This window comes from Streptomyces sp. NRRL F-5122 (assembly GCF_001507435.1).
GTDB lineage: Bacteria > Actinomycetota > Actinomycetes > Streptomycetales > Streptomycetaceae > Streptomyces > Streptomyces lannensis.
In genome coordinates this window covers 12,811-39,094 of record NZ_LMWH01000217.1, presented here as the reverse complement: position 1 = coordinate 39,094, position 26,284 = coordinate 12,811, and the positions used below count along the sequence as shown (strand labels likewise).

Sequence of the window (26,284 nt, the reverse complement as noted above, 5' to 3'; positions counted from 1 at the left end):
GAATGACTATGACCCGACACGTCACTCGCCGGTCGGCTCAGCCCAGGCGACCATGGCCGTGCGAGCACGCCACTCAAGGGTGCGGCGGTTGCTGTCGAAGAAGAAGGGTGGATTGATTGTGGCCGCCGGGCTGACGTGTGCGTTGGCCGGACTGGCCACTGCTGGCACGTCCGCCGCAGCGGTTTCCTCGTCGTCCGTGTTGTCCGTTTCTTCCACAGCCACAGCCGCAGCCTCAGCCTCACCGACGGTAACGCCCAGCCGGCCCGCCGGTGGCGGGCCCGTGGCTGGGCCGTCTGCCGGGGGTGCGACCGGCATCGTCGAGACCACGTCCACGTCGGGCTTCACCCTGTCAACGGCAACGGGTGTGAAGGTGACTGTCGACGAGGAGTCCTCCACCACCTATAGGAAAGGGACCCGCCGCGCCTCGGGGCGAGCCGTGAAGGAGGGCGCAAGCGTCCTCGTCCTGGGGACGGTCGACAGCCCGACCATCACGGCTACGAGGGTCATCGTGCAGCCCAAGGGTGACGGCGGAGTTGCGGCTGCCGAGGCGGCAGGGGTGATCCCCTTCAAGCAGGGGACGCCGTCACCGGCGAAGTCGGTCGGTCAGATCCCGGACTACACCGAGGGAGAGGGGACGATCGTCAGTGGGGCGGCGGCTGACAAGGCGACCAAGGCCGCGCAGGCCGTCGTCCCCGGAGGCATCAACGACCGGGTGGTGAAGCTGAGCAATGGTGAGTATGAGGTCCACAACATCAGCGTCAACTGGCCGCACCACATCTTCGTGAGCAAGAACTTCAAGGTCCTCGGCTACGAGTAGTCCCCGCGATAGTGCGCCGGTGCCCGTGGCTGGCTTGAGTCCCCTGGTGGAGTGCCGCCAGGGGCAACCCGGCCTTCTGGACCCACGGCGCATCAGCGTTCGCCGAGCGGACCGAGGTCAGGATGTGGGCCGGGCTCCACCGGGCTGCCGACGCTTCCCGCCCCCGCCGGCAGCCCCCATTGACGTCCGCGCGGTGAATCAGCTCCACGCGGTCACGCCCCGGCACGATGGGCGACCAGGGCCGTGAGGTCGTCGTCGAGGGCGCCTGAGACGTAGGCGCTCAAGTCATGGTGGAGGTGGGCGAGGAGCTGGCGGGGAGTTGCCAAGGACCATCGGCGGATGCGCTGGCTGAGGGGGTAGAAGGTCCCGGTGAGGTCGCGACTCTCACTGACGCCGTCGGTGTAGAGCAGCAGCCGATCGCCGACGGTGAAGGGGACGACGTCGATCTGGTACTGGGCGCCGAGCAGGGCAGCCAGGTTGACGGGCGGTGACGGCGCGCTGGGTTCCACCTCGCGCACTTCTCCGTCGTGCAGCAGCAGCGGAGGGGGGTGCCCACAGGTGACCAGGCGCGCGATGGACTGCCCAGCGGGGATCTCGACCAGCAGGGTGGTGACGAAGCACTCCATCGCGTCCTCACTGGCAAGGTCCTCGCAGTATTCGTTCATGCTGGTCTCCAGCCGGGCTGCCAGGTCCGCCAGATCGGGTGCGTCGCGCACGTTCACCCGGAACGAGCTGAGCACCACGGAGGCGGCCTCGACGGCTGGAAGTCCTTTGCCGCGCACGTCGCCGATGATCAGCCGCACCCCGTGCTGGGTCTGGCGCGCTTCGTAGAAGTCTCCGCCGATCTGGGCGTGCGGGGCAGCGGCCTGGTAGAGGAGTTCGATGTCGACGTGCCCGAGGTGGGGCGGTAGCGGACGTAGCAGCACCTGCTGCGCGGTCTCCGCTACGGTGCGGATGTCGGCGAGGGTGCGCTCCCGGTGCTGGCGTACCCGGCTGGCGTAGGCGGCGGCCAGGGTGATGGCCGTGATCGCCAGCATCGTGAACAGGCTGGATGTCCCGCCCAGGTCGTGGTTGTAGGTGGCCGCGAGCCCGATGGCGGCGACGAAGGCGAGCAGTCCGATGGCCAGCGTGCCGGCCAGTGGCCACGTGGCGGCGGCCAATGCCGGCGCAGCCCCCAGCAACCGGTTGAACTGCAGGTGGGGCGTGAGGGTATCCGCCACCACGGTCAGCGCTATCAACAGCAGTGGGGCAAGGCGGATCCACTCGAACGGCTGGCCCACTTGCCGAATCCACCGGAGGCGCCAGTTCGGGCCGATGCGCTGCCGCAGGGGCCGAAGGGGGATCCTCCGGGATGACGTGGGCTCCTTGACCTGCGCACTCATGCCTGGGCTCCTGGGACGGGAACGGGATGTACACGCGCGTGTCCGTGGAGCGAGTACATGTCGGACCGCGGCGGGCTCGACTTCGACGCCCGTGGCGACCAACGCACAACGTGCTCTTGAAGGGGGTGGCGGCTTTCGGGATGGCGGCTCATGTCGGAAGGTCTTGTTCAGTCCAGACGGTCTTGCCGGAAGCGGTGTAGCGAGTCCCCTGATGCTGCGTGAGCTGCGTCACGATGGGCAGGCCGCGGCCGCTCTCATCGCTGCGCTCCGGCTTTCGCAGACGGGGAGCCGCGCTGCTGGTATCGGAGACCTCGCAGATGAGTGTGCGGTCGTCATTGATCAGGCGGAGTTCCACCGGCCCCGTGGAGTAGCGAATGGCGTTGGTCACGAGTTCGCTGACGATCAAGGCGGTGGTGTAAGCGAGTTCGTTGAGCATCCACCTCGCCAACTGCCGGCCGGTCCACCTGCGGGCGGCGGCGACAGCGGCGGCGTCAGGCGGCAGGCTCCGGGTCGCTACGTTGTCGGCGTCGAACGCGCGAGTGCGGGTCACCAGCACAACCGGCTCGTGTCCGCAAGACACGTCCCAACGGACAGCCTCAAGGATCTCCTGTGCATCTGGTCCGGATCGGCTCAACACCTCGTAGAGACGTTCTGCAGTCGCCTGTGCGTCGCAAAGCGGGGCGTCATCACCGCCGCTGTTCAAGAGCAGGATGCTGCCCGAGTGTACGTCGATCTCGGTGGCCTCGAAGGGCTGGCCACCGGCGCCCAGCGGTGGATGGGAGGCCAGGACGGGGGAGTTGACGGTGCCGTCCGGGTGGACGACCACGAGGTCGGCATCGCCCGCCCGGGACAGGGAGCAGTGCGCGGTGACGGGGTCGTAGACCACGCATATGCAGCTGGAACCGACGTACTTCAGGCCGAAGGGGTGCTGAAGGTGAGCCTCGTGTTCTCGGTCCAGACGGCTCGCCACCTCGTCCAGGCACGAGAGTATTTCGTCGGGCGCCAGGTCTTGGAGGGCGAGCGTGAGGATCATGGCTCTCAGCTGGCTCATGCCCACCGCGGTGTCGGCGCCCTCCCCTTCCGTTGCGCCTACCACCAGAGCCACCCGCGCGCCGGACAGAGGGATGATGTCGAACCACTCGCCGCCGGAGCCTTCCACCGGGACGTGACTACGGGCAGCCTCAAGTGCGCTGAGGGATGGAAGCGCCTCAGGAAGCAGGGCCCGTTGCAGGAGCCGGGCGCGGGCCCGCTCTTGGATGCGGCGGCGGACGAGGTCGATACACAACGCAGCACGTTCCGCGAACGTGGCGGCCGCTTGAAGGTCGCCCGCGTCGTAGGGACCCGAGTCGGCTCGGCGATACAAGGCAACCAGGCCGAGGACAACGCCTTGCACAACGAGGGGCACCACCACGAGGGAGTGCACCCGCGCCTCCCGCATCACGCGTGCGCGCGCTGCATCGCGGGCGAGCCACAGGCTGTCGTCGTTCAGCTCGCGGATGAGACGTGGGCGCAGATGGGCAAGGGTCTGTCGGTAGGGGGTCGTCGGCGGGACCGGAATCATGTCACCGACCGCATACGCGGGCCGGACCCCACTGGCTCCCCGCCGAGACCGGAAAGCGGCGCGCCGCAACGGCGTACTTCCGCAAAGGGCACCGGGTGGGGGCACCTCGCCACGCAGAGTCAGCTCCAGCAGCTCCACGGTGACGATGTCGCCCAGCTCGGGCACTGCGGCCTCGGCGAGATTCTCGGCAGTGCGGAACATGTCCGTGCCAGTGTCGCTCGCCAAATTCTCCGGTTCTGAATGGATGCGGGCAATCACGGTGATGGTCCTATACGCAGGGGCAATCTCTGAAGCTGAACGTCGCGAGGCTGGATGGGCGCCGTGTCGCGGAACGATCAGCCGTGCTCGGCGGGGGCGCAGCGCGGGCACGCGCCCCAGAAGGTCACCGCAGCCTCGTCCACCCGATAGGACTCGGGCAGGTCGGCCACAAGACACGGAGCCTCGCCGATAACGCAATCCACATCGATGATGTCGCCACAAAACCGGCACACGAAGTGGTGATGATTGTTGTGCCGCTCGGCCTCGTACCGGGCCTGCTGGCCGGTGATCTGCGTACAGCGGACCAGGCCGACCTCCGTGAGAACGCGCAAGACGTTGTAGGTGGCCTGCAGGGACAGCCCGCCTGTGACCTCTTGCGCCCGACCCCGGACGGCCTCGGCATCGGGGTGGCCGCCCAATTCCTCGATGGCGGTGAGCACCGCCATGCGCTGCACGGTCACCCGAAGCTCCGCCTCACGCAAGCGCGCCGCGGCTCGAGCCATGGGGTCGTACACATCTCGATCCTTGCCTGCTGTCTCGGCCCGATGGGTGCCCTGATGCACAAGACCCGAGCCTGCTCGAAACTTGGCCATCGTTCCTCTTCTGGGTGAGTTACGAGCCCGAGGGCCTCTCCGCACCGGCTTCGAAGCCGCTCAAAGTCGCGAGGTCGTGATCTCGGAGGCGTCCTGCCCCGGGCGACATGGGCTGTTCGGCTGTCTCGATTTACTCTAGTGTCTTGAGTCATTCAAGACAATAGGGACAATCCACTCTTCCATCTCTTACTGCCTTTGAAGGAGCCAATCCAGTGTCCCGCTACCTAGCATCGCCGCCCTCTCCCGCCCTACCAGGAGGTGCTGGACGTGCACATTGCCGCGATGCGCCGCCAGCTCGGCGTGCCGGGTTTCTCTGCGCCGCCTGCAGACCGATCACCTCGACCTGTACCAGATTCACCACCCCGACCCGACGGTGGACGTGGAGGAAACCCTGTCGGCACTGTCCGATCTGGTCCACAGCGGCAAGGTCTGCACGATCGGCGCGTCGACCTTCCCGGCCTCGGACGACGGCGAGGCGCAGTGAGTTGTCGAACGGCGAGGTCTGGAGCGCTTCCGCACCGAGCAGCCGCCGTACGCGATCATCAACCGGAGCATCGAACGCGAGGTGCTACCTACCTGTCAGCGCTACGGGATAGGCACGCTGGTCTGGAGTCCGCTCGGCCAGGGGCTGCTCACCGGCCACTACCGCAAGGGCAAGCTGACCGACACCCACGGCGCCGGCACCATGCCGCAGCACTTCAACGACGGGCGCAAGCTCGATGTGGTCGAACAGCTCGTCCCGCTCGCCGAGAAGGCCGGCCTGCCGATGACCCACCTCGCGATGGCCTTTGGTGGCCGGCGTTCTCGTGCATGGCCTACAGCGCGGCGTTCAGCCTGGGATCCGCGGATGCCTGTTACCAGCGGGGTGCGGTCGGGCTGCGGCTGAAGCCGTTGCAGATGGCGAGCACCAGGAGAACGTCGAGGAGCCGGTCCAGCACGGTAGGTTGGCCGGGCTCAGGGGTGACCAGTCGTGCGAGAGCGGCGCGATCACGTCAGCGGATCGCCGACCGCCACTGACAGGTCAGCACCTGCGGCAGTGCCTCCGGTATCCCGCTGCCGATGTCGCCAGAGAACCGGTAGGCGCCACAGAGGATGACGGTCGCCCGCGGGTCCTCGGCACCCCCGTCGTAGGCGTGCCGGGTCCGGAAGTCCTCCGGTTGAGGCACCCGGCGTCCGGCTCGTGGCCGATGTGGTGATCGGGGCCGCCGCGGACGAGCATCACCTGGCTCGGCACGAGTTCCACCGCGCCGGCGGGGTCGTCGAGCCAGCCATCCCCTGCCCCGGACGATGGTGTGCACAAACCGCTGGATCGAGCCGGCCGGCCGCAGCCCCCACGGCGGCTCGGCCACCGTCCGGGCGAAGACGGCGCCGGAGGCGCGTGCCCGCGCAAGGCGATCGTGCAGTATGTGCACGCAACCAATATCAGCGAGACAACCACATCGGCCAATGATCCGAGCGTTTGGCATAAAAGAACGAGCGATCTGCGCATTTATTCACCTATGGCACACCCTCACGCCTGATCCATAACCGCAGGAGGGGGCCCGGTAGAGCCGCTGCCGGTCCGCCTTCTCCGTGTGCGATCCACGCCTCCACTGGAGACTGGTGACTGAGGGTGGGACTGTGAGGTTGTGGGTCATTTGTGGATGTCATGGTCGCTCGACGGTGTAAGCGTTGCTGGGGCGGAAGTAGCCGATCTGGCTGCTGCGGTGACGGTTTTGGATCGCTCTGTGGACGGGGCGCGACGGATGTTCCGTGGTGCTGGCGCTTGGGAAAACATGCGGCGGGGGGCAGAGGTTGTGAGGGCCCTCATGCTCGATGAGGGGGGCGAGGCTTTGGAGCGCGGCCAGGATTGGTCGTCGTGCCGCGGCGGCGTGCGTGTACAGCTGGCTAGGCGGCATGACGCGAAGTAGCCGGCCCCTGCGTGCAAGGTTTCTCGCCCCCAGCTGGCGGGGCGGGGAGGTCCTGACGGAGCGTCAGGGGCCTACTCCCGCCGTGTTCCCACGGGAACACGGCGCAGGTCGCAGCACGACGGAATGCGTGAAGATCCATGGAAATCCGGAGAGATTCGGGGAGACCATCGCATCGCCGCAGGTCACAGGCCTGTATGGACCCGGTTCGAGTGCGGTTCGGGCACTACTCGCACCTGGCGCAGGGCGCGGGCCCCGGTACGTCGGATGCTGCTGGGGATGATTGCGGGCGCCGTCAACCGGCGCTGGCTCGGCTTCTATGCCTCGTGCGCTTACCGGTTTCAGCCGACCTGGCGTCAGGTGCGCAGGCCTGGCCGGCGTGGGTTGGGGTGGGGCGGAAGGACACAGGTCAGAACCCTGCGGGCATCCGATTGTGCGGGAGACGCGGCAGGGATGATCCCTCATGGTCGCGCGGGAACATGAGGGCGCCGCCTGGGAATCGGTGAAGATCGGGGAAGATGCGGGGGAATCTGCCCAGGTCTACGCATCGTCGCAGGTCAGGGCGTCGTGGAGGGACCACACGGCCGGGGCCTCGGCTGTGTAGTTCATCGGCAGTCCGCCCCGGAGAAGATCACGCTGCCGAAGGTACATGCGGCGTCCATGGAGCAGGACAACTCCAGCAGCGGGACTGGCACCATGTGATGGTGCCTGTTTCCTTCGAACTTCCCGACATCGCGCAACCGGCCCTGGAAGTGCTGCTGCGTGGTCTGGCCGGCAATCCCTCGGCGCCTGCGGAGGTCCTGATTCGTCTGACGGCGGCGAACATCGATCGGTCTGGGCTGGCCCAGCGCCGCGACCTCCCCGCGGAGGCTGCGGCGGCGCTTGCCTCCGACCCTGATGTGGCCGTGCGGTTGGGTCTCGCCTCGAATCCGAACCTCCCAGCTGCGGTTCAGGTCGTCCTTGCAAGCGATGCTGACCCGCGGGTGCGGGGTCGGCTGGCTGAAGGAGCGGAGTACTTCACCACCTCCGGCGTGCACGGGCGCCGAATCCCAGACCCACTGTCGCGCGAGGTCTACGAAGTACTGTCCCGCGACACGGAGCCGAAGGTCCGCCGCGCGCTGGGCTTCAACCGTCATCTGCCAGACGACGTGCGGGCCGTGATGCTCAATGACTCGGACCCGCGAACGGCGGCCATTGCTGCTGCCGAATGGCCTTCGGCCCCGACCGATCGGATCGGAGAACTCCTGGCGCGGGTGACCGGCGCCTTCGGCCGGCAGATGCTCCTGCTCCGCCTGGACGGTCCGCTTCCCGCAGAGGCAGCACACGCCATGCTTGCCGACCTCGACTCCGCCGCAGACAATGAGTACGGCAGGGGTCTGCTGGGGCAGATCGCCGAAGTGGTCGACCTTGACGCCGGTCTGACCGACCGCTTCATGGCCAGTCCGGACTTTCGCGCGGCGGTGGCGGCCAACCCGACGCTGTCAGCCGAGTATGTCGCGGACTTGACGCACGATCCGGACAACCAGGTTCGCGCGGCTGTTGTCGCACGGCGCGGCCTCGATCCGGCGTTGCGCGAGTCGATACCAGTCGACTACAACGACCGGAGCAGCGACATCGTCGGCTGGCTGCTCACTGAGGACCTGTCCGAGCAAGAACAACTTGCCTTCGCCCGAAGCCGTCATCAGATCTTCCGCAAGACCCTGGCCATGCGGCCCGATCTACCGGAGGAGATTGTCGAGATCCTCGCCCGGGACGAAAGCTTCGCGGTTCGACTGTTCGTGTGCGAGCGGCAGTCGAATGCCCCCGGCTGGCTGTTGACCCAGATCGTCGAACAGTGGACCAGCTACAGCCGATGGGACATGCTCGCCCACAAGAACTTCCCCGCCGATGCCGCCACTCGCCTGGCCGGTTCCGATGAAGCCCACGACCGTGCGGTCGCCGCAGCACATCCCGGTTTGTCGGCCGACACGCTCGAGATCCTGCTGGCCGACGGCGATGACGCTGTCCGAGGTCGTGCCGCGACCAACCCTGCCATCCCAGCCGACCGGCTGATCGAACTGCTCGGGTCCGCCGACTCCGTCATTGCCGCAGGAGCTGCCGCGAACCGGATGCTTTCCGTGGTCACGATGCGCCAGATGGTTGATCAAGCAGGTCTGTGACGACACGGCGCGATCACCGGCCTGGTCGAGATACTCGATGATCTGTGCTTCGTCCACTGGGCCGAGCTGGAGCTTCGAGTCGGTGGTCGCGCCGCCGGCTGGTCAGATACGTAACCGTGCAACCAGTTCCAGCCGGACACCTGACGGTTCCGCTCCAGACTGACGGCCTTGTTCATGGCAACTATCAGCGCGCCGAGCACGTCAGGGCGTCAAGTTCCGCAGACCGGGAGCTCCCGGCGCCATGCGGAGCTGGGTGAAGTACTCGGTGCGGAGGATTCGTTCGCGGCGCTCGCCGTCGAGCCGGGAGAGAAGCGCCGGCAGTGGCCGCTGGCTCACGAGCTGGCTGCGGTGAGAGCGGATCGCGGCCCACTTCTGATCGAGCCAGGCCGTGACGTCCACGGTGGCGGTCGCGTACTCGTCCGGCACAGTCAGGAGCGTCTTGCCGACCCCTTGGAGGAGGGTCCCAGGTCGCCGATCCCGGAGTGGGGATGTGTGGTCGCGTAGAGAGCGCTGGTCTGCCACGGCTCTCCGGCCTCGGCGTAGAGATGGGTGAGAGCGGCAGCCTCGACCGCGAGGAGCGCCACCTGGTGGGTGCGCCGATGATCCGGATGTCCGGTGAGTTGGCCGAGCACGTCATGAGTCACTACGACCGTAGGACGGAACTCCCGAATGTGGGCCACCACTTGGGCGACGGCCTCGTCCAAGTCCACGTCGCACCATCGGGGCCGCCCGGGTGCCGACGCCTTGTTGCGGGCGTCGCGGTACCCGAGCAGCCGCGACGCGTCCGCGCCGAGCACTGCCGAAGCGTTGGAGAGTTCGGTGGCCCGCGGACTGTCTTGGGACCAGGTCGTGGTGACGACCGCCGTGCGGGCACCGGCAGCGGCGTGCTGGGCGAGCACGCCGCCGGCCAGGAGGCTCTCGTCGTCGGGGTGGGCGAACACTCCGAGCATGGAGGAAGGCTCCGGCTCGGACGGCGGGGGAGTGGGTGTCGCCACGGGTTGGAAGCCCTTCTTGAGGAGGGTGGTGCTGTGGTGAGGTCAGATGGCGGGTGAGCGGCCGCGCACGGGGATTGGTCCGTGCGAGTCAGGCACGCTGTCCCCCTGCTGCGTGCAGGCCCTGCGCACCCCCGGGAACACGGCCCGGCCACTGGAAGACGAGCCTCGCCGACGGTTTGTCGAGCACGTCACCGGCAGGCAGTTGCTCGTCAGGCGTGCCGGCCGGGTGGACGGTCATCGATGGGTAGCCGCTCTCGCGCACCTTCCGGTCCCAAGTCCGCACGCAGTCGGCGAAGCGTTCCGCGAGCTTGTTGGCGGCCGGGCCGTAGGCGTGGATGAGGAACTCGGTGAGACGGTTGTCCGGGTGCGGGGCGTCCTTGACCTTGCGGTGGGTCAGGTAGGCGAGGGAGCCGTCCGTCACCGTCGCGGCAGCGTCCTGCTGCGAAACCAGCGTGGAACCCTGCGGGGCGGCCAGGCGGCAGAACCCTGCCAGCGTCGTCGCGGCGTAGATCTGCAAGGTCTCGAAATTGAATGCACCTCGGGTTACGAGGTCGGTGGTGAGTTCGTGCCGCGGCCCGCGCAGCGCCTTGTCGAGCCCCGCGGCGTCACCAGGCTCCCCGTCCTCCCACCGCACTGTGACTTCGTCGTCGGCCAAGCGGACGGCCGGGGCTGTGCGGGCGGCTGCGCCCCGGTCCCGCACGAACCCGCAGTACGTCCAGTGCTCCGTATGCAGCACGTCGCCACGCCTGGCCAGGGTGAGCGAGCGGGTGTATCCGCCGATCTCCAGCGGCACGACCAGCCGTGCTCCCTCCGCGATTTGTTCGCGCCAGGCCGGGGCGATGTCGTACGCGTTGTGCGTGATGATCACGCCGCCGAACCCGCCGGCCGGGACGTGATGGGGTGGTGCGCCGTGTCTGCCGTCGCCGAGGACCGCGGTGACCCGGCCGCTGCCGGCTTCCGCACACAGCCGCCGGGTGCGGTGCACCACGTATGGGTCGATGTCCACGGTGACCACGCGGCCGCCTTCGCCGAGGACGTGCGCCAGGAGCTCGGCGTTGTACCCACCCGATCCGACTTCCAGCACGGTCGTACCCGGCTCCAGCCGGAGTTGTTCGATCATGTCGGCCTGCAGCCAGGCCGCGGAAACGGAGCTGAGCGCGGTCTGGGGCGACTCCCCGACTGTCACCACGGCGAGGTCGTCGTGATAGGCCGTCTCCAATGGAGCCTCAGGCACGAACCGGTGCCGGGGGACCCCGCGCAGCGCGGCATGGACCCGCGGTGAGGGCGCCCAGCCCTTGCCGATCACGGTGTCCGCCATCCGCTCGCGCAACCGGATCGCCTCGGCAGGCTCCCCGTGCACGGGTGGGGCGGCGGTGACGCACTCGTAGGAGCGGACAGGTGGCAGTTGGGGCAGCACTCCGGGCCACACCGCGGTGAGAGCCTGGGCGCTGGGCGCGAAGATCTTCCCCAGAGTGTCCAGGGTGTTGAGGTCATGCCACTCCCAGCGCACGAATCGGTGCGGCTCGGGCAGACCGAGTTCGCCGTTCCAATTGGTGACGCGGACCACGGCGGTGATGCGGCGCACATCCAGCCGGTCGTCGTGGAGCACGGTGATGACGTGAGCGTCCGCCTCGTCCGCCGTCAGCCCGGTCTCCTCCGCCAACTCCCGCACAGCGGCTGCCGGTGCGGCCTCGCCTGTCTCGATGCGGCCTCCGGGCAGCTCCCACATACCCTGGATGGAGCGGCCCAGCAGGACCCGGCCGGACACGTCGGTGACCACAGTGGCGGCACCGAGGACGGCCTGCGGCTCGGGCCGTAGCTTCTCCTTCGAGCTGAACGACGCAGCCGGCCCGCGCAAGGCCAGCACCCCCAAGCCCTCCGCGTCGAACCGTTCGACGTGCTCGAAGCCATCGGTGATCGCGGCGAGTTCCTTCTCGTCCAGCGCGATGTTGCGCCGCTCTGGCGCGGTGTGCTCCACGACCGGCGTGATGATGACGAGCACCCCGCCCTCGCGCAGCCGCGCGGCCAGACGGCGCAGGACTCGGGCACGATCGCGGATGAAGGCGATGGACAGCCGCAGGACGATCAGGTCGTAACCGTCCTCGGCGAGGTCGGTCAGGTCGTCGTGCTCCACGTCCAGGCACAGCCAGCGCACTCCCTTCACCTCGGCTTGCTCTTCGCGGGCTCGATCGAGCGCGCCCGACGCGAAGTCCACGCCGTCGACTGTGTACCCGAGCGAGGCGAGGTAGGCGGCCATCTCGCCGGTTCCGCAGCCGACGTCGAGGGCGCGGCCGCCTTCGGGTGCCGGGGCGTGCTCGACGAGCAGGCGCTTCTCCACCTCCCCGAGCCGCCGGAAGCCTCGCCCGCCGGTGTAGTGCTTGGACCAGTCGGTCCGGGTGATGCCCACGGATCGCTCCTCGTCGTTCGTGAAAGGCGGGGTGATGATGCGGTGTCAGGGCAGTTCGACGGGGCCGTACGCGGACCCGTCGTGTTCCCGCGGATTCAGGGCGATTCCGCGCCGCGGTGAGACGGACGACGTGGAAGACCATCTTGATCGTGCTGCAGGGCCGGTCGAACCGGTAGCGGTCGCACTCGGCGCCGGCCGCAGCCAACAGTGCCTCCTCTCCCGTGGGCGGGCCGGGGAGGGAAACGTCGGTACGGGTCATCTGGTTGCTCCCTCGTCGAGCGGGCGGGGTGCGGGAAGGAGCCAGGACAACCGACCGCACGCCGATGCGGCCCGCTGGCTACCGTTCGGCTCGAAGTCGAGGCGGTAGCGGCTGGGGCTGTCGGCCGCCCGCCACCTGTCGGCCAGGTCCTGGAGTTCCTTCCAGATGTCGCGCGGACCATGGGTGGTGACGTCCCAGCGACCGCGCCCCACCGGCTTGACCCGCAGCCACGATCCGCACCTGGGTGCGCCGATCACCAGGTGTTCGGCGCCGAAGTCGCGCACCAGCCCGCCGAGGAGGTGGTCCACTGCGAGCCACAGGCCTCGGTCGGTGTCCGCGGGCGGCGCCAGCATGCTCCGCTGGGTCCAGGTGCCCCGGTCGGTGGCGATGCGCCGCCGGAACTCCTTGCTGAGCCGGATCCGTTCCATGCCGTGCCCGGCCCGGTGGGCGAAATCCACCGCCCGCAGCTCCGCCGTGATCCGCCCGCCGGTGGTGCGCTGTACGACGGCGAGGGCGGGCCACGAAGGGGAGGTGCTGGTGACGTGCGCCAGCAGCCGGCCCCCGGAGGCAAGCTGCTCGACGAGGGCAGCCGGCACACGCGCCACCGCGTACGACACGAAAATGCGGTCGAACGGCGCCCGCGCGGAGCACCCCTCGTCCCCGGACCCGCACACGGTCTCCGGCCGGAAGCCGAGGTCGGCAAGCCGGGCCGCGGCCGAGTCGGTGAGGTGCCGGTCCCGGTCAAGGGTGACCACGCCCTGGTCGTCGCAGATCTGGCAGGCCACCGCGGCGGTCACCCCCGCGCCCGTCCCGACGTCCAGCACGCGCTGACCGGAGCGCAGATCCAATTCCTCAAGCAGTTCGGCGGTCAAGCTCATCACCGTCGACATCGACGTGATCGACGCCCCCGACCGCGTCCCGTGCGCCCGGCCCAGCAGCGCCTCCCCATCGTGCTGGACAAGTACGCTGGCCCCGCCGTACAGCAGCGCCAGCAATTCGGGACGATCCTGCGGCACCGACCAGTCCAGCAGGTCCCACCGCGGCGGCTCCTCGCCCGGGGCACTGCGCCGCACGTACGCCTGCGGCATCAACACCTCACGGGGCAGTATGAGCAGGGCGTCGCGGACCGGACCCGGCCGCAGAGCCCCTTCCTCCTCGAGACGGGCGACCATCGCCGCCCGCGCGGCTGCCGGATCCGCGTCCGCGCCCGTCGGCGCGGCACCGCTGTCCCGGCCCGGGGAGTGCCCAGGTACCTGGTCTCCGGCGGTGGGGCACGTCTCCAGAGTGCTCATCGCTCGCCCCAGCCCATCTCGGAGTAGCGGCGCCCATCGAGAATCCCGTCGATCGCCTGTCGGGTGTACGGCACCACCTCGGCCGGGAGGTCCTGCGGATTCCACCACCGCCACTCCACGCACCGGTCCGGCTCGAGTACTTCGGGGTTGCCGGCCCAGGACCGGGCCTGGAAGACGAGGCCGATCCTGGGCTGTGCGTTGGGTGAGTCGACGATGTGAACCGTGTGTACGAGCTGGACGTCCTCGGGCGCGATGGTGAGGCCCGCCTCTTCTTTCGCCTCCCGCACCAGACAGGCGATCGCGGCTTCCCGCTCGCAGTGGCCGGCCAGGAAGTGCCAGGTGCTCGGCGCGAACGTCGATCGGGGGTGACGCAGGCCGAGGAGGAACCGGCCTCGCTCGTCCTGGAGGTGGAGATGGACACCGACGATGTGGAACTCGGTCCCCGCCGGGGCGTTGCCGGGCAGTGGACGGGCACCGTCCGGCTGTTCCGCCGGTGCGGGGAGTTCGGCCGCGTGGCGGCGGATCAGTTCCCCGAGTCCGGGGCTCGGGTGGAGCCTGTCGAGCATGTCAACGGTGAACCATTTCAGTAGGACGCCTTCGCGGAGGTCCACAGAGTCGGGGTCACCACTCCAGCGGCCGGCGTAGACCTGGATGGGCACCGCGAGACCGTCGATGCTCGTTGTTGCCTCCACGGCGAACGGCATCAGATCGGTTGGCTCCAGGCCTGGCGCCTCCTCGGCCAGTTCCCGCCGCAGGGTCGCCTCCAGGCTGGTGTCCTGGCTCGTGCGGCCGCCACCGAGAAGAGCGAACGTGCCAGGAGCCCAGACGCCTTCACGGTGATCCCGCAGGTGAAGGAGGTATCTGCCATGGCCGTCGTGGATCAGAGCGGAGGCGTTGACGGGCTCGGGCTGCCCGCCAAGGCCACGGTCTTCGGCGTTGAGGAGCTTGGCGCGCAAGGACGGGGACCTGACGTCGGCGAACTCAAGCCACTGGGCACCGGCAACCTCCGCGTCCTGCAACGAAAGCCGCGGGTGCCGCTCGGGCACGAGGTAGAAGGCGAAGCGGAAGTCGAAGTGCAGGTGCGCGCCCTCGCCCTTCGCGGGGTTGGCGTCGATGGCGTGGACGTCGATGTCGATCGGAGTGCCGAGGAACTGCGGTGTCAGGCACAGGCAGGCCGGCAGTATGCCGGTCTCCTCGCACACCTCCCGTAAGGCCGCGGCCAGGAGGGTCCGGTCGTCGTCGACGTGGCCGCCCGGTGCGAGTAGCAGCCCGGTGGCCTTGTGGCCGATGTGCAGGACGCGTCGCTCACGGTCGATGACAGCCGCGCTGCAGGTGACGTGACCCGGGAGCGTGGCGCGGCTGGTCGGATCGTCGGCGCCGTCCAGGACGGACAGCAGCCCGGTGAGGGTCTTCCGCTCGTGCGCATGCCGGGCCAGGTAGGCCTCGACGGTCACGCGAATGTGGGAACGGGTGGGCGGCACGTCATCACCTCTCGGTCGGTGGGGGCCGGCGCAGGGGTAGGACGACCTGGGGGCCGGCTACGGACGATGTGTCACGTGGCTTCCTTCGGGACCGAGGTCGCGGAGCGCCGGGCTGGAGGCAGTGGTGCGTCCGCAGGGGCGGTAAGCCCGTACTGGGCGGCCTGTGCGGTGAACATGCCGCGGTAGAGGCCGTCGTGGTGGGCCATGAGGTCGTCGTGGGTGCCCTCCTCGGCCACGGCCCCCTGGTCCAGGACGTAGATGCGGTCGGCGTTGGCTGTCGCGGCGAGGCGGTGGGTGACAAGCACGACGGCGTGCCCTTGTTCGGCCAGGGACCACAGCCCTTCGAATGCGGCGATTTCCGCGTGCGGGTCGAGCGCGGAGGTCGGCTCGTCGACGAACAGGAACGGTGCGCGCCGATAGAGGCTGCGTGCGGTCCCCAGCTTCTGCCACTGGCCACCGGAGAGCTGTACACCGCGCTCGTAGCCCTTGAAGACGATCGAGTTCCAGCCGTGTGGCAGCCCCTCGACGAGGGTGAGTACGTTCGCGTCTGCTGCGGCTTCTCGCACGCGGCCCATGTCCCGCGGGCGATCTCCGGCGCCGATAGCCACGTTCGCGGCGGCCGTCATCTCCCAGCGGGGAAAGTCCTGGGCAAGCAGACCGACCGCGGCGAAGAGACGGGTCCGGTCGGCCTCTCGCAGCTCGATCCGGCCGTCGTTCCCGTCCTCCCACCACACCTGCCCCTCCGTGGGCAGCAGCAGCCCGGCCAGCACCTTGGTCAAGGTCGTCTTGCCGGAGCCGTTCGCCCCACCAGGGCCGTCACTTCGCCCCGGCGGACCGTGAGGCTCACTCGATTCAGCGCGGGAGCGTCGGCCCCCGGATAGGTGAACGACACGTCGTCGATTCGCACTTGGTTCACCTCTGCGGGGAGCGAGGTGCCCGTCGTGGGAATGGCGTGCTTGCCGGCCGTCTCGATGGCGGTCTCGGTGTCGGTGAGGAACAGCAGTTCCTCGTACAGCCTGTTCACCTGCTGGACAAGGGACGTCAGGCGTGCGGTGGAGGTGCGGATCGCGATGACCGCGGTGCCTCCGACAGCGAGCGGCAGCCCTCCGCCGGCCAGCAGCCACCACAACACCCCGTAGCAGGCCAGTGACGCCAGACCGGCGAATCCGCCGGCGACCAGGTCGGTGGACGCCTGCGCGCGGGCCAACCGACGCTGCTCGGCCTCGGTCTGCCGCGACATCTCCTCGTAGCTGTCCAGGAGTTTGGTTCCGGCCGCGTGCACACGGATCTCCCCGGCGGCGTGCGGCCGGGTCAGGTAGGCCAGTAACGACGCGATCGCCCGCCGGTGGTCGACCCAGTTCAACCGCGAGATGTAGTCGCGACGTGCGGAACGAACCGCCCCCCATCCCTTCGGAAGGGCGATCGTCAGCAACATCGGCAGCAAGGCCCAGTGTAGTGACGCCAGCACGACTGCCGCCGCCACCATCCCGATGAGCACGTTACCCACGCCCACCGACAGCCGAAGCATGCTGCGCGCGGAGTCGGTGCCGAACTTGCCTGCCTCCAGCACCCGCTGGATCTCCGGCCGCTCGGTCGCCTCCACCTCGACTCGGGTGACGGCCGTGTAGTACCGGCTGGATACCGCCCGCTCCACCTGTGGCTCCAGCCGGCCCGACATCGCCGTCGACCACGCAGAAAGCAGTGCCGCCGCCACTGCGGTCAGCCCCAGCACGATCAACGCAGGGAGCGCCTGACGTAGTTTGTCTGCGGTCGGCCCGTCCGAGAACAGCTGCGTGAGAACGCTGTTGACCGCGATCAGTCCCCAGGCGGAGGTCACTCCCTGGCCGAGCTGCGCCACGACGACCCCGGTCAGGGCCTGCCGATCCGTCTGCCATCCGGTGCGCAGCACCATGGCCATCATGCGCGGCAGAGCGGCCGCCATATGCCCGAACGACAGTCGGGTCAGCGGGCCTTGATGACGGACGTAGGACTGGTCGTAGCGAAGCCGACCCCCGTAAAGCTCGTGTTCCGCTTCGGAGATTCCATCTTCGGTCCCTGTGGTGCTCGCGTCGCATGGGGCATCGCGGCGTGGTCCGGCGTGGGTCAACGGCGCTCCCTGTGAACGGCTGTGGCGGTGTCGCTGGGTTCAACGACACCGCTCTGGTTTCGAACACATGTCTTTCGGCCGGTGTGAAAAGTCCCGTGCTGTAGGGCTCCTGGAGAGTGCGAGATGCATGGACCCTTGTCCCGCAAGAACGCAGTGCGAGAGCGGGTTGGCCGAAACGCCGATGGTGACCGGACGATAGGGGTGGCCCCGACCATGTGCTTGGACCGCGAGAAGCGCCCGTGGCTTACAGCACGCCAGGTGCCGACGCACAGCCATCTGCGTCCCTCCCGGCCGATGCCTCGGGCCGGACAAGCGGCGATGCGCCACAAAAACCTGCCATAGAGGATCCGTGTGACGCCCTCCGCGACCGGCTCGTCGTGATCCGTCCCGCAGTGCGGGGGCCGGCCCAGCGAGTATCCTGCGCGCATGCGCGGACAGTTCACCGGCTGGCCGGAGCAGGCCATGGACGTGTTGTGGCAGCTTCAGGGCGAACCGAACCACGCGACTCGTGAGCGCCACCGCGCGGACCGCGAACGCCTGGTCCGGCAGCCGATGATCGCCCTGCTGAACGAGGTCGCGGACACCGACCCCCGGTACGAGGACTTCTCCGTCTGGCACTACCGCACCAACTCCTGGTGGTGGCAGCACCAGGGCGCGGTGATCCGACTCGGCCGCAAGATCGAGATCGGCCTCCGGTTCGACCTGGACGGCCTGCGGATCCAGGGCGCCTGGTGGTACCCCGACCCCGGCCAGGTGGACATGTTCCGCAAAGCTGTCGCCGCCGAGGGGAGCGGCCGCGAACTGTCCTCCATCGTCGAGGACGTGCAGAAGAAGGGCTACGACATCTCCGGGGACGTGATGAAACGCCCCCCGCGCGGCTATCCGACGGACCACTCCCGTATGAACCTGCTGCGCCACCGTTCGTTGATCGCTGCCCGTCTCCTCGGCTGCGAGGAGTGGCTGCACACCCCCGAGGCGGTCGACCGGGTCCTGTCGGCAGCCGCCGACCTGGACGCCCTGCTGATGTGGCTGGTCCGCCACGTCAAGCGCGACGCCTGAAAGGGCGGGCGACGAGGGGGCTGTCCGTGCGGCAACTGATGGGGCAGGAGATCGACAGGTTCTCCTCGGGTTTCGGCCACGTCGTGGGACCTCTGCTTGGGGTGAGTCAGGACGGGAGCCGCTCCTCAATGTCGGCGCCTCGAGCCGCAACTACCGGTTCTTCGCAAACGTGCAGGTCATCATCAACGCCGACCCCCGCCTGGTCGTGGCCACCACCCGCCGGGCCCCGGGGACATGGCCGACGCCCACCGCTCGCTGCCAGGGACTGGCCGCAGCGGTCACGGCGGCCCTCTTCACCCAGGCCCGCAACCACGGAGCGCAAACGGTCCTTCTCGCCTATGCGCAGGAGAGCGCCGCTCGTATCTACCGCCGCCTGGGCTTCTGCCCTGCCGATGCCACTCTGCTGATCGCCAACCAACCCACACGGTCGTAGATTTGCGGTCCGTAATGATGGAAAGGCCCGTCTGCCAGGTTCTGGAGCCCAGTGGGCGTTTGCACGTCTCCTTCTGCACGGCAGTCCAGGTGAGCCCAAGGCTTCGGCTGGCGAGTCCGTGCCCTCATATCGCGCCTACGTGACGGGAATAGGGCGACGGTAGGTACGCTCCCGCCATTGCTTTGCCTCTGGATCCCACGTGAAGGCGACGCGGTATCCGTCTTCACGTACCGTCGCGGCGATCCAGTAGCCGTCGCCGTCCCAGCGGATCGTCGCGGTCGTGCCGGGGCGCCGATCGGACTCGCTGAGCGGTGCATCCGCGGCGCACAGCTCCGGAAGCTGAGCAAGCGCCTCGGGTTCGACGGCTACCTTCATCTCGACCAGCCACCCGTCCTCGGTACGCAGGTGGATGAGATCCACGACGTCGGCAGGATCGTCGAGACTCGCTCGCGCCTGTCGACGAATGAACCGGTGCATGATTTCGCGCGTCCCCGAGCCCATCCCCTTGGCCAGAGCGTTCCCGAAGTAGGTGGAGATCGCCTGCAGGAACGGCGTTGCTGTCATCGTCGCTACGACGAGTATGACGTCTGACAACTCGGCAGCAGGTGATGCGGCTTGGTCGCTGCCGGGTTTGTCCTCGGGAAGTCCTCGTGGCCCGTAGGTGCGTTCGCTGCTCATGATCCCCTGCTTTATCGCCGGTACTTGTCACTCGTTGAGCACCCAGGGTATTGAGGGGCCGTCTCCGTTGACTCGTGCTCGCGCGCAGTCCTTATCGGCGCCCCATAGGGCGGCCGCCGTGGTGATCAGCGAGTCTGCATCGGACGGCGGCTGTGGTCAGCTGCACTCGGTCCATTCCTTGAGTGCAGCGTCCAAGTTACGCGCGTCCACCGGCCGATACCTGGGCGGCGAGGTCGGCGGCTTCCTTGGCGGTGACCCGTACGGGCAGGCCGCTGGTGTATTGATAGCCGACCGCGACCGGGGCGAGGCGAGTCCCGTGATCGCACCGATTCTCGAAGACGGGTGATCCTCATGACCGGCTCCGATGCACGGCATGGTTCCCGGCATCTGCCCCGTGGCGTTCATGAGGCGGTGGAGCCGGCGGGTGCGCTGCTCCGGCTGGAGACCAGGGGGGCGCGCGAAGGCGTCCTCGATGGTGCCGGCCGACCAGAGGGCGGGGCCGGTCCGTGCGTCCACCGCGAACAGGGCGTGGGGGACGTTCGCCCAGGAACCGGAGAAGAGGCCCGGCGTTCCCACGGGAGACGGCAGGTCTGCCTGACGGGCGCTCCCATCAGCTCCCAGGGAAGGTCCAAATACCCGGCCCGTCCGCACAGCCCTGCACTGGTTGTCTGCGCAAGCCCGGAGCTGACCGGTATGCCTGAATCGGCGCTGGACGAACTCGTCGACCAACTGATCCAGGAACTGGACGCGTTACGAGCATGGACGGCTCCGGCAGCGAGGAGGCGGGCGCATCCGTGCTCGCGGCGCAGGCGGCATCAGGAGGTACCGTCGTCCGCCTCGGCTGCGAGTGCGACGCGGCGCAGCAGGTTGGACAGGGAACGGCGTTCTTCTTGCGTGAGGGCGTCGAGCAGCCGATATTCCTCGTGGCCGATCACGTCCATCGCAGCCAGCCAGGTTGCGCGGCCGGGTTCGGTCAGTTCGACGTCGACGCGACGCCGGTCTGCCTTCGACGGTGTACGGCGCACGAAGCCGCGGCGCTCCAGGGAGTCGAGGCGGCCCGTGATCGAAGCCGGGGCGAGGTCGAGGTCGGCGGCAAGCTCGGACGGGGTGGCCATGCCTGCGCGGGCGGCGAGCTTGTGCAGGGTGTCGAACTCGTGCCGTTCCAGATCGCAGTTGACCAGCGACCGCTCGCGGACCTTGCTCAGGTGCGAGGTGATCTTCTGCATGCGGGTCACCGCGCCCTCGATGTCCGGATCGAGGTCGGGCAGCACCGCCTTCCAGCGGGTGACGTGCTCGTCCGTCCAGTCCTGCCCCGTGGGCGCGATCCGCTCCATGGCTCCAGGATACGGCGTGACGCTTCAGCCTCGTATATTTCGGTGTCTGATGTTTTGTTGCCGAAGTTTCGATATCGAAATACATTCGGGGGCATGCCACACAGACTGCTGCGCAACCGTGCTTTCCAGCTGCTCTTTCTGGGGCGATCGCTGTCCCTTGTCGGCGACGCGGTGGTGCCCGCTGCGCTCTCCCTCGCCGTGCTGCGGGCCACCGGCTCCACATCCGCTCTTGCACTCGTCCTCGGTTGCTCGATGGTCCCGCGACTTCTGCTTCTACCCCTTGGCGGAGTCGTCGCCGACCGGTTCAACGCCCGGACCGTGGCGCTCACAACCGACCTGGTACGCGGTGTCACACAACTCTGCATCGGCTTCCAACTCCTCAGCAATACGTCGGAGTTGTGGCAGATCGCGTCCGCCTCGGCGGTCGGCGGGGCTGCCTCCGCGTTCGCCATGCCGACCCTGCCGCGGCTGATCACCGGCACGGTGCCGGACACGGACCGGCAAGCCGCCAACTCCGCGCTCGGCGTAGTCAGAAGCGCCACCGGCCTAGGCGGCCCGGCTCTTGCCGGCGTACTCATCCTCACCGTGGGACCCGGCTGGGCGTTCATCCTGGACGCCAGTTCCTTCGCGGTCAGCGCATCCCTGCTCGCCGTAATCCGCATCGCGCACGTCCCGGTCGGGCACAGCTCCCTCCGAACCGACCTCGTAGAGGGCTGGCAGGAGGTCCGCAGCCGTGACTGGTATTGGGCAAGCCTGATCGCGCACGCCGTTTGGAACGGCGCCGCGGCCGTGCTGACGACGCTCGGACCTGCACTGGCCATACGGCAGTTGGGTGGTGAGCAGACCTGGGTGGAGATCCTCCAAGCCGGCGCAGTCGGACTACTGCTCGGCTCCCTCCTCGCCGGACGTGCCCACCCCCGCCGGCCGATCTTCGTGGCCAACCTGGGCCTCGCGACGTACGCTCTGCCCCTCGCCCTCTTCGCGGCCGGCGCTCCAGCCGTCGCCGTTATCGTCGCCTACGGCCTCGCCCTCGCTGGCCTCGGCTTCCTCAACCCCGTCTGGGAGACCTCCGTCCAGGCCGCCATCCCGCCCGGTGTGCTGGCCCGCGTCACTTCGTACGACTGGCTCCTGTCCCTGGCCGCCATGCCCCTCGGCTACGTTCTCGCCCCGCTCGCGGCGAGCGCCTGGGGCCCGCAGGCGCCGCTGTGGGCCGCGGCGGCCGCGGTGGCCGTGGCCTGCGCCGGAACTGCAGGAGTACCGGGCGTGCGCCGCTTCCCGGCCACGGACAACGTGGCCAACTCCCTCACACCGGCGACCACCGCCAGTAGCCAAGACAGGGACGAGCACACGGCCGAACGGGCACGCACATCAACCGATCGTTAGAACACGCACCAAGCGGAGGTACCAGGCAGGGCACGATACCCCTGCGCGACAGCTGCCAGACCAACTGCGCGCCGTCGGACATGGTTGCCATCTCCTGCTCCGGCGGCTGCGTGAGCAACGGCGCCCTTGCATCAGGCCCGCGTGCCCGTACTCTCGTCGGCGGGGACTGATGATGTTTGGGGGCAACGGGGGTATGGACGAATTCGGGGCTGCGGCGGGGGTCGTGCCTGGCGGGGTGGTGAGCGGGAAGCGCGTGCTGAGTCCGGCTCGCAAGGCGGTCAACTCGTTGAAGTGGGCCGTGGCCGTTCCGGTGCTGCTGCTGTTCGGAGCAGGGGTGGCGCAGTGGGTGACGTTGCTCGGGGTGGTGGTCGTGCTGGCCGTCGTCGCGGTCGCGACGTGTCTGGTCGGCGGAGTGTGGCATCGGGCCGGGGCGGCGACGCTGGCGGCTGTGGCCGGGTTCGCGCTGACGCTATTCGCGGGGCCGGCGGTGTACGAGGGGTACATGCGGACTGTCGGAGAGCCGGTGGATGTGGTCGTCGTGGACGTTGTCGACCTGCACCGCAAGCATGGCGCCGACATGATGTGCTCGATCCGCGAACTGGGCGGTGAGCAACGCACCTTCGAGGCCTCCCAGATGCAGAACTGCTTTGGCCAGGCCAAGAAGGGCGATCGTATCGTGGTACGCGAGGACCCGCTGGGGTTGCTCGATCCATGGCTGCCGTACGGATCCGAGGATCAGGACACCAGTGAGATCACCCTTGTTACGACCATCGGGCTGACTCTGGTGGTCGGGGCGTCCCTCTTCTATGGAGGACAGCGGCGACGCGACGGTTAGAGCGCGGTTTCCCCGCGACCAGCTTTGCGTCACCGCATGAGCCGCATTTCGTCCCTAAGCTCCTGGCGTAGAGCGTGCAGTTTGCTGCCCTTCTTGCCTCGGTCGACCGGATTGAGCCCGGTCAGCGATCCCCGTTTTTGCACGGACGGATGCCGCGTCCCACGATGGCGGAGGTCCAGTCCAGCTCACCTCGGGTGCCGAGCTCGTCCAGCACGGCCAAGTGCAGTCGCCGCCACAGTCCCGTCTCGGTCCACGCGGTGAACCGGCGATGTGCGGCGGCCGGCGAGACGCCGAAAGTCTCGGGTAGATGCCGCCGTCACAACCACTGGTCCGCACGTAGACCACGGCCCTGCACACGGCCCGCTTGTCGACCGGAGCGGTCCCTCCTCCCTGCGGACGCGCGGAGAACGAGGGCAGCAACGGGTCAACCAGAGACCAGAGTTCGTCAGGAACCAACCACTGTGACAGCCCAACACCCATGGCAAAGCATCATGCCGCATCAACCTGACGCCACGTGAGACAAGCTCGTGACGTCCTCTGACCGGTAGGGGGCGGGCATTCCGCCAACGGTGAACGGAGGCCCTGTACGGAAGGAGGACATCAGCGCGCCGAAGGCAGACCTCTGGTTCTTGCCACCGCCACCGCTCGTTGTACGTGACTGTCTGGGCCGGCAGCTCTATGTCTTCGCAGTGGCGGTCGCTGGTCACGCGGGGATGGCCAGAGGTCGCCCTTTAAGCAGCTCAGGACAACAGCCGAACCCTCGGCCCCTTGACGACGACACCACCCTCCCGCGCCCCGGGGGTTGATAATCCTGCGCGAGTGGCCAGGCCTGGGTCCCTTCACCTGCAAACGTGGCTCAGCAACACTGGGTGCTCTCATGATCGTCACTCTCTGGCGAGGGATAGTTCCAGCGGGGTAGCTTTGGCTGCGATCGTGGTTCGCAGTACTATCCGCGCGCTTCCGTATGGACGTTTTGCTGTGCAGTGCCTGAGGACCAGGGCGATCACCTCCCGGGCCCGTGCAGTGCGGGTCCGATATCGACTGAGAGGCACCAACATGGCCAGTGGAACCGTCAAGTGGTTCAACGCGGAAAAGGGCTTCGGCTTCATCGCGCAGGACGGGGGCGGCCCCGATGTCTTCGCGCACTACTCCAACATCAACGCGTCCGGCTTCCGCGAGCTCCAGGAAGGCCAGGCCGTCACCTTCGACATCACACAGGGCCAGAAGGGCCCGCAGGCGGAGAACATCACCCCCGCCTGAGCAGGCACTGCGTGCGCCAGGCCTCCTGGAGTTGGGCTGAAGGAGGCCTGGCGCATTGCGCTCAACCGTCGGGAACTCGGCAAGTGACTGACGTTGCCGGCCGGCCCATTGATTTGTCGTTGCGGAGGCCATCGGTCCCGTCCATGTCGTCGGGATCGATGGTGCGAACCTCTAGTCGGCGTCGCCACGCTTGCCCAGATCCTGATCACCCTCCGCAGGGCGTCAGCCTCGCCTTCCAGACAGCACCGGGCATCACGGCCTGCGGGCAACGCCTGCGTATCGTCGGCCCCGCATCTCGTCTTCAAGACGGGAGGGGCCCTGAACGAGGGCTACTTCACAGCAGCCCGGCGTGAGTGGGGCCAGGCCTTCGGCGACGAGGTTCTGGCCCCCGCGATCCTCGACCGCCTTCTGCACCACTGCGAGGTCGTCCGATCAACGGCAACAGCTACCGGTTCAAGAACCGCCTCCGGCCATCGATCGGGACAGCGACATGGCCTGAGTAGGGGTGCACGGAACTGTGAACTCGGTGCTGCACTCAAGCGAGTACGCCCGAAACCCCCGGCCAGCGGCTGACCACCGCGGGCGACAACGAGGCCCGTGCCCTGCCCAACCGCCAGGTCGGCGCACTCGTCGGTTGCACACCACTGCCCATCCCGGGCGACGGCCTGGATGTGACCGTCTGCTACGACGAGCCCCGGACACTCCTTGAGGCCGCATCCCACCGCCTGGCAGGCAAGGAGTCGGTCACTCCGGAAGGCTTCGCCGACGCGCCTCTCGTGGCCTGCGCCGGTATGGCCGCGCTGTGGACCGGGTTCTGGCGGCTCGATCCCAGTCCGGACGGCAGGCCGGGCTGCACTCGGTCCGATGCGTCCCACCCGCAGACGAAGCACCCGCGCGCTCGTCGCAGCCAGGCACAAGCTGGCCGTCTCCATCCGGGGTGGCCTGCAGGAGCTTTCCACTCACGGTCAACCGCCCCTGTTGAGCGGCACTGGCTTGAAGTCGATGACCTTCCAAACGCCACTACGCGTCAATCCCTCATCGCCGTCAGCACTCGCGCCTGAGCGTGGTGTGGCACATGCTCACCCTCGACATCGCCTACCACGCGACGTCGGCCGGTGACCCCGGAGGCCGGGAGGCGTTCCGCCTTGGAGGTGCCGATCAGAGTGTCGCCGTCCAGAAGCACGGCGAAAGCAAGGTTCACAACGCATGGGGCGAGTGTTGGACTGCTACCAGGAGAGCCGGTCGCCCTCGACGACGACGTGAGGAGCCACCAGTGCCGCCACGCCCGCGGCCTCACTTCCTGTTGCCGTGTGTGATGTAACTGTTCGCATTGGCCCGCTCACGCGGCGTCGCTTGTTGGGGCAGCGGCGCAACGGCGACGGGCGGATCTCCCGAAGGTGGAGACAGCGATAGGAACCCTCGTTCTTAAGTAGTGTACGTTTGTTCCTATGGATGACAGGGGAACCCGCAACGGGCGAAAGGCGGCAGGCCACGAGGAGCGACGGGCGCGGCGGCACGATCCGCAGCGCAGGGAGCGGATCCTGGACGCCGCGCTGGAGGTACTCGTCGCGGACGGGGTGGCCGGCCTGACGCACCGCAAGGTGGCCTCCCGCGCGGACGCGCCGCTGGGCTCGGTCACCTACCACTTCGCGAGCCTGGCCGATCTGCGGACCCAGGCCTTCGCCTGGTACGTCGAACAACGAACCGCCGAGTACGAAGCCCTCTTCACCGGGGTGGCGACGCGCGAGGACCTGGTCGATGTCTTGGCGGACATGGTCGAGGGAGGACCGTCCCGGCACCGCAGTGCGGTCCTCGGCTTCGAACTGCACCTGGCCGCGCTGCGCGACCCGGCTCTGCGCGCACTGACACAGGAGTGGACCCGGGCCAGTCGCGCTGTCCTGGCCCGCTTCACCGGACCGGAGACCGCCGCCCGCCTGGACGCCCTGCTGGAGGGGATGATCATGCATGCCCTGCTGTCGGCGGACCGGGAACCGCGTGAGGAGACGCGGGCGGCCATCGCGCAGACCCTCGGCCCGGCCATCGGGTCGGAGACGTGAACGCCTGTGCCGACGGCCCGTGTTCGC

19 protein-coding genes and 4 pseudogenes are annotated in these 26,284 nt (G+C 68.3%); 10 read left to right on the top strand and 13 right to left on the bottom strand.

Features of this window, described 5'->3' with window-relative positions:
• Positions 1 to 21: 21 nt before the first annotated feature.
• A complete protein-coding gene (locus ADL25_RS50660; protein ID WP_234380979.1) occupies positions 22 to 396 on the bottom strand; it encodes a hypothetical protein in 375 nt (124 codons plus the stop codon).
• A 40-nt stretch (positions 397 to 436) separates the two neighbouring features.
• Between ADL25_RS50660 and ADL25_RS50655 the strand changes: the two genes are divergently transcribed.
• A complete protein-coding gene (locus tag ADL25_RS50655) occupies positions 437 to 817 on the top strand; it encodes a hypothetical protein (protein ID WP_059129224.1) in 381 nt (126 codons plus the stop codon).
• Positions 818 to 1,029: 212 nt separating this feature from the next.
• On the opposite strand, the gene ADL25_RS20565 is transcribed toward ADL25_RS50655, so the two are convergent.
• The 3 genes from ADL25_RS20565 to ADL25_RS20555 form a co-directional block, all read right to left on the bottom strand.
• On the bottom strand, positions 1,030 to 2,097 hold the full coding sequence (locus tag ADL25_RS20565) for a PP2C family protein-serine/threonine phosphatase (protein WP_234380978.1): 1,068 nt from the start codon (positions 2,095 to 2,097) through the stop codon (positions 1,030 to 1,032).
• Between the two features lie 250 nt (positions 2,098 to 2,347).
• Entirely contained in the window at positions 2,348 to 4,018 is a 1,671-nt protein-coding gene (locus ADL25_RS20560) for an ATP-binding SpoIIE family protein phosphatase (protein ID WP_159044965.1), read from the bottom strand.
• Between the two features lie 77 nt (positions 4,019 to 4,095).
• Positions 4,096 to 4,611 carry a Fur family transcriptional regulator gene (locus ADL25_RS20555; protein ID WP_234380977.1) on the bottom strand — a complete coding sequence of 172 codons (516 nt, stop codon included), beginning with the start codon at positions 4,609 to 4,611 and terminating at the stop codon, positions 4,096 to 4,098.
• A gap of 310 nt (positions 4,612 to 4,921) precedes the next feature.
• Here ADL25_RS20555 and ADL25_RS20550 point away from each other — a divergent pair.
• Positions 4,922 to 5,401, top strand: a pseudogene (locus ADL25_RS20550) (aldo/keto reductase); the annotation flags it as partial.
• A gap of 202 nt (positions 5,402 to 5,603) precedes the next feature.
• On the opposite strand, the gene ADL25_RS46350 reads toward ADL25_RS20550, so the two are convergent.
• Positions 5,604 to 6,077 carry a cupin domain-containing protein gene (locus ADL25_RS46350; RefSeq protein ID WP_079050489.1) on the bottom strand — a complete coding sequence of 158 codons (474 nt, stop codon included), beginning with the start codon at positions 6,075 to 6,077 and terminating at the stop codon, positions 5,604 to 5,606.
• A 1,145-nt stretch (positions 6,078 to 7,222) separates the two neighbouring features.
• On the opposite strand from ADL25_RS46350, the gene ADL25_RS20545 reads away from it, so the two are divergent.
• Positions 7,223 to 8,677 carry a hypothetical protein gene (locus ADL25_RS20545; protein ID WP_234380976.1) on the top strand — a complete coding sequence of 485 codons (1,455 nt, stop codon included), beginning with the start codon at positions 7,223 to 7,225 and terminating at the stop codon, positions 8,675 to 8,677.
• A 201-nt stretch (positions 8,678 to 8,878) separates the two neighbouring features.
• On the opposite strand, the gene ADL25_RS52225 is transcribed toward ADL25_RS20545, so the two are convergent.
• From ADL25_RS52225 to ADL25_RS52220, 6 genes and pseudogenes are all read right to left on the bottom strand, one after another.
• Positions 8,879 to 9,103 carry a hypothetical protein gene (locus ADL25_RS52225; protein ID WP_402525412.1) on the bottom strand — a complete coding sequence of 75 codons (225 nt, stop codon included), beginning with the start codon at positions 9,101 to 9,103 and terminating at the stop codon, positions 8,879 to 8,881.
• 2 nt (positions 9,104 to 9,105) lie between these two features.
• Complete coding sequence (locus ADL25_RS20540; protein WP_402525409.1) at positions 9,106 to 9,627, bottom strand: PIG-L deacetylase family protein; 522 nt, start codon at positions 9,625 to 9,627, stop codon at positions 9,106 to 9,108.
• 133 nt (positions 9,628 to 9,760) lie between these two features.
• Positions 9,761 to 12,079 (bottom strand): methyltransferase, FxLD system, encoded by a 2,319-nt coding sequence (gene fxlM / locus ADL25_RS20535; RefSeq protein ID WP_079050488.1) that lies wholly within the window; start codon positions 12,077 to 12,079, stop codon positions 9,761 to 9,763.
• Positions 12,080 to 12,334: 255 nt separating this feature from the next.
• A complete protein-coding gene (locus ADL25_RS20530) occupies positions 12,335 to 13,630 on the bottom strand; it encodes a protein-L-isoaspartate O-methyltransferase family protein (RefSeq protein ID WP_079050487.1) in 1,296 nt (431 codons plus the stop codon).
• Positions 13,627 to 15,111 carry an NUDIX domain-containing protein gene (locus ADL25_RS20525; protein WP_059129221.1) on the bottom strand — a complete coding sequence of 495 codons (1,485 nt, stop codon included), beginning with the start codon at positions 15,109 to 15,111 and terminating at the stop codon, positions 13,627 to 13,629. The genes ADL25_RS20530 and ADL25_RS20525 overlap by 4 nt, the downstream gene beginning before the upstream one ends.
• Positions 15,112 to 15,182: 71 nt before the next feature.
• Positions 15,183 to 17,218: pseudogene (locus ADL25_RS52220) on the bottom strand (ABC transporter ATP-binding protein).
• Between the two features lie 426 nt (positions 17,219 to 17,644).
• Here ADL25_RS52220 and ADL25_RS20515 point away from each other — a divergent pair.
• Entirely contained in the window at positions 17,645 to 18,277 is a 633-nt protein-coding gene (locus ADL25_RS20515) for a DUF2461 family protein (RefSeq protein WP_234380974.1), read from the top strand.
• A gap of 130 nt (positions 18,278 to 18,407) precedes the next feature.
• Positions 18,408 to 18,710 (top strand): annotated as a pseudogene (locus ADL25_RS52215) (GNAT family N-acetyltransferase); the annotation flags it as partial.
• 135 nt (positions 18,711 to 18,845) lie between these two features.
• Here the strand turns inward: ADL25_RS52215 and ADL25_RS20505 are convergent.
• Positions 18,846 to 19,388, bottom strand: a complete 543-nt coding sequence (locus ADL25_RS20505; RefSeq protein ID WP_147317878.1) for a hypothetical protein — start codon at positions 19,386 to 19,388, stop codon at positions 18,846 to 18,848.
• Between the two features lie 815 nt (positions 19,389 to 20,203).
• Complete coding sequence (locus tag ADL25_RS20500) at positions 20,204 to 20,722, bottom strand: MarR family winged helix-turn-helix transcriptional regulator (RefSeq protein WP_059129218.1); 519 nt, start codon at positions 20,720 to 20,722, stop codon at positions 20,204 to 20,206.
• 93 nt (positions 20,723 to 20,815) lie between these two features.
• Here ADL25_RS20500 and ADL25_RS20495 point away from each other — a divergent pair, with 93 nt between their 5' ends.
• The 5 genes and pseudogenes from ADL25_RS20495 to ADL25_RS20480 all read left to right on the top strand — a co-directional run bounded on the left by ADL25_RS20495 (position 20,816) and on the right by ADL25_RS20480 (position 26,257).
• Positions 20,816 to 22,105: an MFS transporter gene (locus ADL25_RS20495; protein ID WP_063805693.1), complete on the top strand. Its 1,290-nt coding sequence runs from the start codon at positions 20,816 to 20,818 to the stop codon at positions 22,103 to 22,105.
• A 253-nt stretch (positions 22,106 to 22,358) separates the two neighbouring features.
• Positions 22,359 to 22,940, top strand: coding sequence for a hypothetical protein (locus ADL25_RS20490; protein ID WP_159044963.1), 582 nt, complete (start codon positions 22,359 to 22,361; stop codon positions 22,938 to 22,940).
• A gap of 1,056 nt (positions 22,941 to 23,996) precedes the next feature.
• Positions 23,997 to 24,200: a cold-shock protein gene (locus ADL25_RS20485; protein WP_037751662.1), complete on the top strand. Its 204-nt coding sequence runs from the start codon at positions 23,997 to 23,999 to the stop codon at positions 24,198 to 24,200.
• Between the two features lie 351 nt (positions 24,201 to 24,551).
• Positions 24,552 to 24,699: pseudogene (locus ADL25_RS50640) on the top strand (ATP-binding protein); the annotation flags it as partial.
• A 949-nt stretch (positions 24,700 to 25,648) separates the two neighbouring features.
• Entirely contained in the window at positions 25,649 to 26,257 is a 609-nt protein-coding gene (locus ADL25_RS20480; RefSeq protein ID WP_059129216.1) for a TetR/AcrR family transcriptional regulator, read from the top strand.
• The last annotated feature ends 27 nt before the right edge of the window (positions 26,258 to 26,284 follow it).

Bases quoted from the DNA above. Each gene is read 5' to 3' on its own strand.
- ADL25_RS20555 (WP_234380977.1), bottom strand. From the start codon at position 4,611: ATGGCCAAGTTTCGAGCAGGCTCGGGTCTTGTGCATCAGGGCACCCAT.
- ADL25_RS46350 (WP_079050489.1), bottom strand. From the start codon at position 6,077: ATGCCAAACGCTCGGATCATTGGCCGATGTGGTTGTCTCGCTGATATT.
- ADL25_RS20540 (WP_402525409.1), bottom strand. From the start codon at position 9,627: ATGCTCGGAGTGTTCGCCCACCCCGACGACGAGAGCCTCCTGGCCGGC.
- ADL25_RS20530 (WP_079050487.1), bottom strand. From the start codon at position 13,630: ATGAGCACTCTGGAGACGTGCCCCACCGCCGGAGACCAGGTACCTGGG.
- ADL25_RS20515 (WP_234380974.1), top strand. From the start codon at position 17,645: ATGCGCGGACAGTTCACCGGCTGGCCGGAGCAGGCCATGGACGTGTTG.
- ADL25_RS20505 (WP_147317878.1), bottom strand. From the start codon at position 19,388: ATGAGCAGCGAACGCACCTACGGGCCACGAGGACTTCCCGAGGACAAA.
- ADL25_RS20500 (WP_059129218.1), bottom strand. From the start codon at position 20,722: ATGGAGCGGATCGCGCCCACGGGGCAGGACTGGACGGACGAGCACGTC.
- ADL25_RS20495 (WP_063805693.1), top strand. From the start codon at position 20,816: ATGCCACACAGACTGCTGCGCAACCGTGCTTTCCAGCTGCTCTTTCTG.
- ADL25_RS20485 (WP_037751662.1), top strand. From the start codon at position 23,997: ATGGCCAGTGGAACCGTCAAGTGGTTCAACGCGGAAAAGGGCTTCGGC.
- ADL25_RS20480 (WP_059129216.1), top strand. From the start codon at position 25,649: ATGGATGACAGGGGAACCCGCAACGGGCGAAAGGCGGCAGGCCACGAG.